We start from the raw sequence: 9831 nt of genomic DNA on the forward strand, positions 1-9831 counted from the left end.
TATGACCACGGAATTTCCTGACGGTGACCGTGCGTACCGTGAGGCGTATTTCCGTGGGCTACGACCCGACCCAGATCTCTGGATCGACGAGTGGGCCGACGAATACATGCGCATCCCGCGAGACACGGGCGCGCCTGAGCCCGGCCAGTATCGGACCGAACGGACGCCGTACGCACGCGAGCCCATGCGCTGCCTGTCGCCGGCCCACCCGTGCCGGCGAGTGGTCACCATGGTGGCTTCGCAGCTGATGAAAACGCAGATCGCCTTGAACTGGATGGGCGGCCTGATTCACATGGCACCATCCAACATTCTGGCGCTGTTGCCCAGCCTGAGCCTGTCCAAGCGCGTTTCTGGGCGCATCAGCAAGACGATCAAGGCCACCCCGGAACTGGCGAAGCGTGTAGCGGCCAGTCGCTCGCGGGATGCCCGTAACACCATGGACACCAAAGAGTTCGAGGGCGGCGCCTTGTACGTCACCACGGCGGGCTCTGCCGCCAACCTGTCCGAGCTGTCGGCGCGCTACATCTACGGCGACGAGGTCGACCGGTGGGAAAACGACGTGGGCCAGGAAGGTGACCCCATCGTTCTGGCGGAAACGCGGGCGACCAACTTTGGCCGCAACGCCAAGATCTACTTCTCCAGCTCGCCGACGATCAAGGGCGCCTCGCGGATCTCGGACCTGTTCGAGTCCAGCGACCAGCGTTACTACTACGTGCCATGTCCCACCTGCGGGCATATGCAGGTGCTGGAGTGGGAACGGCTGCTCTACAACAAGGATTACAGCGCGGTTCACTACCAGTGCGCGGCGCCTGAATGTGACGTTCTGATCGAGGAGCATCACAAAACCGACATGCTCGCCCGTGGCGAATGGCGTGCCCATGGCAGCGGCGATGGCAAGACGGTGGGCTTCCACCTCAACGCCCTGTACTCGCCAATTGGTTGGAAGGATTGGCCCTCGCTGGCCGAGGAGTTCGAAGACGCCAAGAAGGCCCAGGCCAAGGGCGACATGGGCTTGATGCAGGTGTTCTACAACACCCGTCTCGCCAAGGTATGGGACAGCGCGCAAGAGCAGACTAAGGCTGAGGTGTTGGTCGCTCGGGCACGGCTGGAGACCTACACCCTCGGCAGCATGCCGGTGGGCGTGCTGATGCTGACCGGCGCCGTCGACGTTCAGGCCAACCGCCTGGAACTGATGGTAATGGGCTTCGGCGTCGGCATGGAACGTTGGGTGGTCGACCACCAGGTAATCTGGGGCGACCCTGCCGATGAGCGCACCTGGTCGGTGTTGGACGAAAAGCTCAAGGTTCGATACCGGCATCCATGCGGTGTCGGCTTGGCGATCCTGGCGACGGGCGTCGACTCCGGCGGTCACCATACCGACGAGGTTTACCAGTTCTGCCGTGTGCGGCGCTGGCGCAACATCTTCGCCATCAAAGGCGCGAGCAAACCTGGCAAGCCGGTGATTGCTCAGCGGCCATCCATGGTCGACGTGACTTGGAAGGGCCAGACCGAACGCGGCGGCGCCGAGCTGTGGTTTGTCGGTACCGACACCGCGAAGGACTGGATCTACAACCGCTACGCCTTCGAGGACGGCCCCGGTTCGTTGCACTTTGCCAACGACCTGCCGGATGAGTTTTTCGCCCAGTGCGTTGCCGAGCGCAAGGTCGCCCGATACGTCAAAGGCTACAAGCGTATCGAGTGGGTCAAGGGCAAGGCTGAGCGCAACGAGGCGCTCGACCTGATGGTGTATTGCCTGGCGATGGCGCATTACCTCGGCATCAACCGCTACCAGGAACACGACTGGGAGCGGGTACGCCAGGCCCTGGCTCAGTCCGGTTTGTTCGATGATGTGTTGGGCGTCAAGCCCGTGCAGGGCGAGCGCGTCGACGCTGACGAAACACCGGCACCAGTAGCGGCGCGTCAGTCGCTCCCCGCACCGCCACCTGCTGCACCTGTCGCCCAACCGCGACCCGCTGCACCCCCTCAACGCCGCAGCTCCACCAGCGGTTACCTGAAGAGACGCTGATATGTCGTTTACCCCGAAGCACCTCGAAGCCATCGAGCGCGCCATTGCACGCGGTGAAAAGACCGTGCGCTACAGCGACCGCACGGTGGAGTACCGCTCTATCGACGAACTGCTCAAGGCCCGCGACGAGATCCGCACGTCGCTGAGCCAAGCCGCCGGGCCGCGCTCTCGCGTGATCCGGCTTACCCACGGAGGCAAGGGAATCTAATGGCCCGACATTATCCGACGCTGACCCGTAACGGATTCTTGCTGCCGTCGAACATCAAGGCCAGTTACGAAGGCGCCGGTGAGGGCCGACGTTCGGCCAGTTGGGAAGCCACCGACAACGGGATCAACAGCATCAACACCCCGGCCCTGCGCAATCTGCGGGCACGTTCGCGGGCGGCGGTGCGCAATGATCCGTACGCGTTCAACGTCATCGACAAGCGTGTTAGCAACCTGATCGGCACCGGCATCACGCCCAGGCCGACTACTGAAGATGCAGAGTTGCGCAAACTCCAGCAGCAGCTGTGGGATGACTGGGTCGATGAAGCGGATGCCGATCAACTGACCGACTTCTACGGTATGCAGGCCCTGGTAGCGCGCACGGTGGAAACGGCGGGCGAGTGCTTTGTGCGGTTACGGCCGCGCAGCCTGAGCGAGGGTTTGGCGGTGCCACTGCAGCTACAGGCGCTGGCGCCTGAATTCGTCCCGCACGACAAGTTCGAGACGGCCAAAAACGGCAATGTGATCCGCGCCGGGATCGAGTTCAACCCAGCCGGCAAGCGTGTGGCGTACTGGATGTACTTGTCGCACCCACGCGATTCTTCGTCGCTGAACACCGGTTACAACCAATTGGTGCGTGTGCCGGCGGCGCAGGTGTTGCACATCTTTGAACCGATGGAGCCTGGGCAGTTGCGTGGCGTGCCGCGTCTGGCGCCAGTGTTGAAGCGCCTGCGCAGTCTCGACAACTACGACGACGCGGTGCTGTTCCGGCAGGAGGTGGCGAACCTGTTCGCGGGCTTCATCAAGCGCCCGGCACCGGAGGCAACGCAGCAGCCTCGCGATCCCGTTACGGGCATGCCATTGAACGTTGACCGCGACGGTTTTACACCGATGGTGGCCCTGGAGCCCGGCACGATGCAGGAGCTGGGGCCAGGTGAAGAGGTGGAGTTCTCCAAGCCACCGGACGCGGGCAACAACTATCCGGACTTCATGCGGCAGCAACTGATGGCTGCAGCGGCGGGTTCTGGTACGCCTTACGAGATCCTCACTGGCGACATGCGCGAGGTCAACGACCGGGCGCTGCGGGTGGTGCTCAACGAGTTCCGGCGGCGCCTGGAGCAACTGCAATTCGGCGTGTATGTGCATCAGCTGTGTCGACCGGTACGTGCGGCCTGGATGGACATGGCGGTGCTGTCCGGCGCCCTGGTGCTGGATGACTACGCGCAACGTCGCCGTGAATATCTGCGCACGCGTTGGGTGCCACAAGGCTGGGCCTACATCCAGCCGGTGCAGGACGTACAGGCGCGGCGGATGGAAGTGCAGGCGGGCTTTGGTTCTCGCAGCGAGATGTGTCTGCGCAACGGCTACGACGCCGAAACCATCGACGCTGAAAACGCCGCCGACCTCGCCAGGTCCACGGACCTCGGCCTCAACTACACCACGCTTGATGCCATCGAGCCGATTGATGACAAGGAACAACCATGAGTAAAAAAGCCAAGCCCCGCGTTTACGACAAGGCGGGCAAGCAGGTAAAGGTCGCCGATAAAAGCTGGTACACCCTCCAGGCCAGTGGCGAAGCCGAGCAACGCAACATCGAAATCTTCGTGTATGGCGAGATCGGCGCCTGGGGCGTCACCGCCAATCAGTTCGTGCAGGATCTGCGCGCCATGGATGACGGCGCGTCCCCCGTGATTGTCGCGTTCAATAGCATCGGCGGTGATCTGTTCGACGGCCTGGCGATTCACAACGCGCTGTCGCGATTGGGCGAGCGCTGCACCGGTCGCATTGATGCTCTGGCGGCCAGCGCGGCCAGTGTCGCGGTTTGTGGCGCTCACCGAGTAGTGATCGCGGCCAACGCCATGTTGATGATTCACAACCCTTACACCTTTACCGGTGGTGATGCCGAAGACTTCCGCCGCGTCGCTGACGTGCTGGACCAGACCCTGGAGGCGATTATCGCGGCCTACAAAGCCAAGGCGCCGGACATTGACGAAGCCGAGCTGCGGCGCATGGTCAACGCTGAAACCTGGCTCACGGCCAACGAGGCGGTGGCGCTGGGCCTGGCCGATGAAGTCGGCGACGGCCTCAAAGTCAGCGCTTGTCTCGGCCAGGGCAGCGTGTTGCAGCGTTTCCAGCATGCCCCTCCTGATCTGCTCGCCCAACTGGACGAAGAGCCGGAGGTCGATCCGCCGGAACCGGATCCAGCCCCCGTGTTGGACGCGTCCAAGCTGGCGCTTATGGTCACACAGGGGTGTGCAGCAGCGGGGATCAGCAACCTGGTGGAACCGCTGCTCGCCGCAACCAAGCTCGAAAGCGAAGCGGTGATCCAGGCTGCACTGACCAATGCGAAAGCGTTGCACGGTCTCTGTGTAGCAGCACGGCTGCCAGAACTGACCGGTGAATTCATCACGGCCGGCCTCGACGAAGCCGCAGTTCGTGCACGGCTGTTCGACAAGCTTGTAGGCAGCGGCGGCGGTTTTGAAATTAACAACAGCCTGCCGCTGGACGATGATCCAGCCCCAACGGTCAAGGCCAAGCAGGTCGACACTCACTCAATCTGGGCCACCCGTCAGGCGGCGCAGAACGGTAACTCGAAAGGAGCAAGAGCATGAAAATAGAATCGATGCACGCAGGCGAATTCCTGCTGTCTGAGGGCGCCGGCAATATTTCCCGCGAAGCGATCAATGTCGCCGCCGGTGCCGCCCTGGAACCGGGTCAGATCCTGGGGCTGGTCACCCTCACCAGCGAGTTTGCCCCGTATCAGCCGACCGCCGAGGACGGCACCGAAAATGCCATCGCGATCCTCTACGGGCCACTGGGCGAATCGGATGTAGTCCGGCGCGGTCGTGCCATCGTGCGCATGGCCGAGGTGAGCGAAGCCCATTTGACTGGCCTCGACCCCGCCGCCGAAAAGGCTCTGGCTACCCATTTCGTGATCGTCCGCTAAGACGCTCACCCCGTTTATCCAACCCGCCGAGAGCGGGATTTTTCGTTTTTGGAGAGTACCCCCATGGCCGATATCGCCATTTTTGAAGACGATGCTTTCAGCGTCTCCTCGCTGACCGCTGCAATCAATGACCAGGAATACCTGCCGGGCCGCATCAGCAGCCTCGGCCTGTTCCGCGAAGAAGGCATCAGCACCCTGACCGTGCAGATCGAGAAGGACGGCGACACCCTGGCCCTGGTGCCAGCCGGTGAACGTGGCACCTCGGGCCTGGTGGTCGGTGGGACCAAGCGTCAGATGATTCCCTTCAACACTGTGCACCTGCCCGAACGCTTTACCATCAAGGCGGATGAGATCCAGGGCATCCGAGCTTTTGGCTCGCGCACTGAGCTGCAGTCCGTGCAGGACGTGGTCAACAAGCGTTTGGCGAAGGCCCGCCGCCAGTTGGATGCCACTCACGAATTCCAGCGCATGGGCGCCCTGAATGGGCAAATTCTGGACGCTGACGGCAAGACTTCGCTGCTGGACATCTACAAGACGTTCGGCGTGGTTCGCAAGAAGCTGCCGATGGGCTTGGGCAACCCGGACACTGAGCTGCGTGTCCGTGCCGGTGAAGCGCTCGATATGCAAGAGGAAGCCCTGGGCAGCATCACCAGCACCGGCTCCCGAGCCTTCTGCGGCAAGAACTTCTGGAACAAGCTGATCGTTCACAAGTCGGTGAAAGAGACCTACCTCAACACCATGCAGGCCGCGTCCCTGCGTGGCGATGCCCGTGAGAGTTTCGAGTTCGGCGGGATCGTCTGGGAGCGCTATCGCGGCAAGGTGGCGGGTGTTTCGTTCGTCCACGACGACAAGGCCCTGCTGATCCCTGAAGGCGTTCCGGATCTGTACATCTCGTCCTTCGCACCTGCCGACTACATGGAAACGGTCAACACCCAGGGCATCCCGTACTACAGCAAGATCGAACCGCTGCCGTTCAACAAGGGCGTGGCCGGTGAAGCTCAGTCCAACCCGTTGCACCTGTGCACGCGGCCGCTGGCGCAAATCCTGCTGGAACTCTGACCGTGAGCTTTCGCGACCTGGTCGCCGAAGTCGACGCGGTGGTGTTCGAAACACTGGGCGATACCGCACGGATCGAGGGTCGCGAACAACCAGTGCTCGGCATGTTCGCTGCACCCTGGTTACAGCCGAAGATCGGCAAGCTGAACACTGGCTTGCGCGAGCCTCGGTTTGAGATCCGCGTCTCTGATTCGGAGGGTCTTGTACGAGGGCTGTTGGTCAGCGTCGACTTGCCTGCTTTGGATGGCGGCGGCGATTACGACCTGCTGCAGTTGGAGCCGAGCGGTGACGGTCTTGTGGCCCTGATCTTGAGGTTACGCCCATGAGTGTCGGTAGCTACTACAAGCCCTCCTCTGGCGGCGGGATGATCTCTATCCAGTCCTCGGCCGCAGATCTCCAGGCGTTTCAGGACTTCGCCAAGTTGGTGCCCAAGGCAGCAGCTACGGCGCAACGTCGAGCGATCAACAAGACTCTGGGGTGGTTGCGCACGCACATCGCGCGGGCAGTCAGTCGCCAGGAGCGCATTGCTGTTGCGGCGGTGCGTCAGCGGTTGCGCAGTTATCCGGTGTCCGGCGGAGCTGCGAGCGGCAAGCTGTGGTTTGGTTTGAACGCCATTGAGTCCAGTCGAATCGGACGAGCGCGGCAGACCGGCAGCGGTGTTTCAGTTGCCGGGCGGCGGTACCAGGGCGCGTTCCTGAAAAAGGTCTACGGCAACAAAGCAGACATCTGGATTCGTACTGCGAGCAAGCATTTCAACGCAGACGATTATCCCGACAGCACGGTGTCACCCGGTCGAGGGCCAAGTTCAGGGTGGGTTGCGGAAAACGGCAGCCGCTTCCCTCTGGCTAAGGCCAAAGTGTCTCTGGAGCAGGCCCGTCCGCACTTTGAAAGCTGGGTACAAAAGGCCGATGAACGCTTGCTGGAGATCCTAAAACAGGAACTTAACTTTGAGCTGCAGAAGTACCTCAAGAGGATCGGGTAATGGCTGACGAACCTTTCAGCTTGGATCAGCTATACCAAGCGGTCGAGCAACACCTAGTGCGGCATCTGCAAGGCGTTCAGACAGTAAGGGCCTGGCCGAACATCCAGGACCGCATTGCCCTGCCGGCGGTGTTTTTGGAGCTGGCCGAGATTGAACCAGGTACCGACATCGGCACGGGTGAGACCACGTTGGTGTGTAAGTTCGAGGCGCGGATTATTGTTGACCCGATCCATCCCCAACATCAGCAACAGGCGGTGCAGTTGGTCACTCAGCTTGCTGTTTTACTGAGGGCTCAGACCTGGGGGCTTGAAGTCGAGCCGGCAGAGTTCGTTCAGGCACTACAGGATTGGACCCAGCCAGCGTTGGATGGTTATACCGTCTGGCTGGTGGAATGGACGCAGCAGCTGTACCTCGGCCCTGAAGAGTGGCTTTGGCCCGATCAGCCTCCCGGCATGCTGTTGTTTGGTTTCAATAACGATGTCAAAGAGGACTTTGTTCCTGCGGAGGGTTTGTGAGCAGCTACGTTGCTGCCCAGCACGACCGCATGCTTGCCGGGGTGGTCAAAGATTGCTTTGTGGTTGCGGTCGATCTGGCTGCCTCCCCGCCGGTTTGTCGGGTTTCGGATGGCGAATGGACTAGTGCCTGGGTACGTTGGCACAGTATCGCTGCCGGCAAGGCCAGGCACTGGCGGGCGCCGTCTATGGGCGAGCAGGGGACACTGGTTAGTGCCAGCGGTGACGTGTCACAGGGCACGTTCATACCGGGTTTGTATGGTAATGCCGGCCCCCCGCCGGACAACCGCGATCATGTGGAAGTCTGGCGGTTTGATGACGGCGGTTCGCTGATCTACGACTGGCAAGCCAAGAGCTACAGCATCACTCTGCCCAGCGGCACGGTGACGATCAAAGTCGCCAGTACTGAGGCGGTTATCACAGACAGCGCCGTGAATGTGACCACCGGCAACATCAATCTGAAGGCGGCGGTGACCATCGACGGCGCGTTACACGTCACGAAGGGAATCACCAGTGCCGGCGCGATCATTGACGCTGGTGGTAACAGCAATCACCACACCCATTAATTTCAACCCACAAACAGCCCGCCCAGCGCGGGCTTTTTCATATCTGGAGTCTGCCTTATGAGTAAGTCTAGAACTGATGGCGATTCTGCCGAGACCATTGTGGTTTCTGGAGTGAAGCCGGCGCCGCTGGGGTTTTCCGGTACTGCTAGCGCGGTTGAGTCCATCGGGCCAGCGCGTGTTTTTCGCGACAAGGTTTTCACCTCGCGAACATTGATCCTACCCGGCGGCGGGACACTTGCTGTTGTTGAAGGTCGCGTTACCGCATGTGGCGATGATCAATTTGCGTTCTTGAAAGCGCATCCAGATTTGGAGCAATTGAAGGAGTAATCACAATGATCGGAATGGACCGCCATACCGGCCAGCCCATATCCGGCATCGCGCACTTGCGCCAATGCATTCCAGACATCTTGGGCACACCACTGGGCAGTCGTCGCCATCGGCCTGAATACGGCAGCAAGCTGCGACGGTTTGTTGACTTGCCCGTTACAGAGGGTTGGAAAAGCGCCGTTCAAGCTGAAGTCGCTCGCGCCTTGGGGCGCTGGGAACCGCGCTTGAAGCTGGACCAGGTGCGCGTCCTTTCCGTTATTGGCGGGCAAATCAACCTGAAGATCGTCGGGCAGTACCTGGGCGACGGCGTCACGCTGGAGGTGGCTGTATGAGTATCGTGGATCTGTCGTCTTTGCCGGCGCCGACCGTGTTGGAGCCGCTGGACTTCGAAGCGGTTTATCAGGAGGGGCTGGGGGTTTTTCGCGGGTACATGGGCAGCAACTGGACTGCCGCCCTTGAAAGTGATCCGGTGGTTAAGGTGCTGGAGGTTGGTGCTTACATCAAGGTCGGCAACCGCGCCCGGGTCAATGACGCCGGCAAAGCGTTGTTGTTGGCGCACGCCATACGCGGCGACCTTGATCACCTGGGGGCCAACGTCAATCTGAAGCGCCTAGTCATTCAGGCCGAGGATCTGCTGGCGGTACCACCGGTGCCGGAGGTTAAGGAGGATGACGCCGCGTTTCGTGAGCGCATCCAGTTGGCCTATGAGGGCTTGACCACGGCCGGTCCGCGTAACAGCTACATCCTGCATGCGCGCAACGCCTCGGGGCTGGTGGCGGACGCCACAGCCGAAAGCCCGGCGCCTTGTCACGTTACGGTCACGGTGCTGGGGTTGGACGGGGCAGGCGAGGCTTCCCCTGAGTTGCTGGCTACAGTAGCCACCGCGCTGAATGACGACGACGTGCGGCCAGTAGGGGATCGGGTGACGGTGCAAAGCGCCCAGGTGATCCGCTACAAAATTGAAGCGATCCTGCACATGACCAGCGCTGGTCCGGAAGCGGATGCCAGTTTGTCCGAGGCGAAAAGTCGGTTGGCGGCTTGGATCAATCCGCGCAAACGGCTGGGCATTGAGGTGGCACGGTCCGGCGTAGACGCTCAGTTGCACGTTGCCGGCGTTTCCCGGGTTGAACTAGTCGGCTGGCAGGACTTGGCACCGACCAAGGCTCAGGCGGCGTACTGTACGGGCTACACCGTGACGGTGGCGGGTTGAC

General features: G+C 61.4%; 13 protein-coding genes. All 13 read left to right on the forward strand.

Going from position 1 to position 9831, the window contains the following annotated elements:
- Position 1 precedes the first annotated feature (1 nt).
- The 13 genes from BOP96_RS19610 (at position 2) to BOP96_RS19670 (ending at position 9830) form a co-directional block, all read left to right on the forward strand.
- Positions 2-2026 carry a phage terminase large subunit family protein gene (locus BOP96_RS19610; protein ID WP_073453757.1) on the forward strand — a complete coding sequence of 675 codons (2025 nt, stop codon included), beginning with the start codon at positions 2-4 and terminating at the stop codon, positions 2024-2026.
- A gap of 1 nt (position 2027) precedes the next feature.
- A complete protein-coding gene (locus tag BOP96_RS19615; protein WP_032889620.1) occupies positions 2028-2234 on the forward strand; it encodes a phage head-tail joining protein in 207 nt (68 codons plus the stop codon).
- Positions 2234-3715, forward strand: coding sequence for a phage portal protein (locus BOP96_RS19620; protein ID WP_073453759.1), 1482 nt, complete (start codon positions 2234-2236; stop codon positions 3713-3715). The genes BOP96_RS19615 and BOP96_RS19620 overlap by 1 nt, the downstream gene beginning before the upstream one ends.
- On the forward strand, positions 3712-4842 hold the full coding sequence (locus tag BOP96_RS19625) for a head maturation protease, ClpP-related (RefSeq protein WP_073453760.1): 1131 nt from the start codon (positions 3712-3714) through the stop codon (positions 4840-4842). Before BOP96_RS19620 ends, BOP96_RS19625 begins: the two co-directional genes overlap by 4 nt.
- Positions 4839-5177: a head decoration protein gene (locus BOP96_RS19630; protein WP_054917690.1), complete on the forward strand. Its 339-nt coding sequence runs from the start codon at positions 4839-4841 to the stop codon at positions 5175-5177. Before BOP96_RS19625 ends, BOP96_RS19630 begins: the two co-directional genes overlap by 4 nt.
- A 63-nt stretch (positions 5178-5240) precedes the next feature.
- Entirely contained in the window at positions 5241-6236 is a 996-nt protein-coding gene (locus tag BOP96_RS19635) for a major capsid protein (protein ID WP_054917692.1), read from the forward strand.
- Between the two features lie 2 nt (positions 6237-6238).
- On the forward strand, positions 6239-6559 hold the full coding sequence (locus tag BOP96_RS19640) for a head-tail joining protein (RefSeq protein ID WP_073453762.1): 321 nt from the start codon (positions 6239-6241) through the stop codon (positions 6557-6559).
- On the forward strand, positions 6556-7215 hold the full coding sequence (locus BOP96_RS19645) for a hypothetical protein (RefSeq protein WP_073453764.1): 660 nt from the start codon (positions 6556-6558) through the stop codon (positions 7213-7215). The genes BOP96_RS19640 and BOP96_RS19645 overlap by 4 nt, the downstream gene beginning before the upstream one ends.
- A complete protein-coding gene (locus BOP96_RS19650; protein ID WP_073453765.1) occupies positions 7215-7730 on the forward strand; it encodes a hypothetical protein in 516 nt (171 codons plus the stop codon). The genes BOP96_RS19645 and BOP96_RS19650 overlap by 1 nt, the downstream gene beginning before the upstream one ends.
- Before the next feature lie 29 nt (positions 7731-7759).
- Positions 7760-8293: a phage baseplate assembly protein V gene (locus BOP96_RS19655; RefSeq protein ID WP_054917744.1), complete on the forward strand. Its 534-nt coding sequence runs from the start codon at positions 7760-7762 to the stop codon at positions 8291-8293.
- Between the two features lie 57 nt (positions 8294-8350).
- Complete coding sequence (locus BOP96_RS19660; protein WP_073453767.1) at positions 8351-8620, forward strand: hypothetical protein; 270 nt, start codon at positions 8351-8353, stop codon at positions 8618-8620.
- A gap of 5 nt (positions 8621-8625) precedes the next feature.
- Positions 8626-8952: a GPW/gp25 family protein gene (locus BOP96_RS19665; protein WP_073453769.1), complete on the forward strand. Its 327-nt coding sequence runs from the start codon at positions 8626-8628 to the stop codon at positions 8950-8952.
- Positions 8949-9830, forward strand: a complete 882-nt coding sequence (locus BOP96_RS19670; RefSeq protein WP_073453770.1) for a baseplate assembly protein — start codon at positions 8949-8951, stop codon at positions 9828-9830. The genes BOP96_RS19665 and BOP96_RS19670 overlap by 4 nt, the downstream gene beginning before the upstream one ends.
- Position 9831: the final 1 nt, after the last annotated feature.

Origin of the sequence: Pseudomonas sp. FSL W5-0203 (assembly GCF_001896155.1) — a bacterium.
GTDB classification, from domain to species: Bacteria; Pseudomonadota; Gammaproteobacteria; order Pseudomonadales; family Pseudomonadaceae; genus Aquipseudomonas; species Aquipseudomonas paracarnis.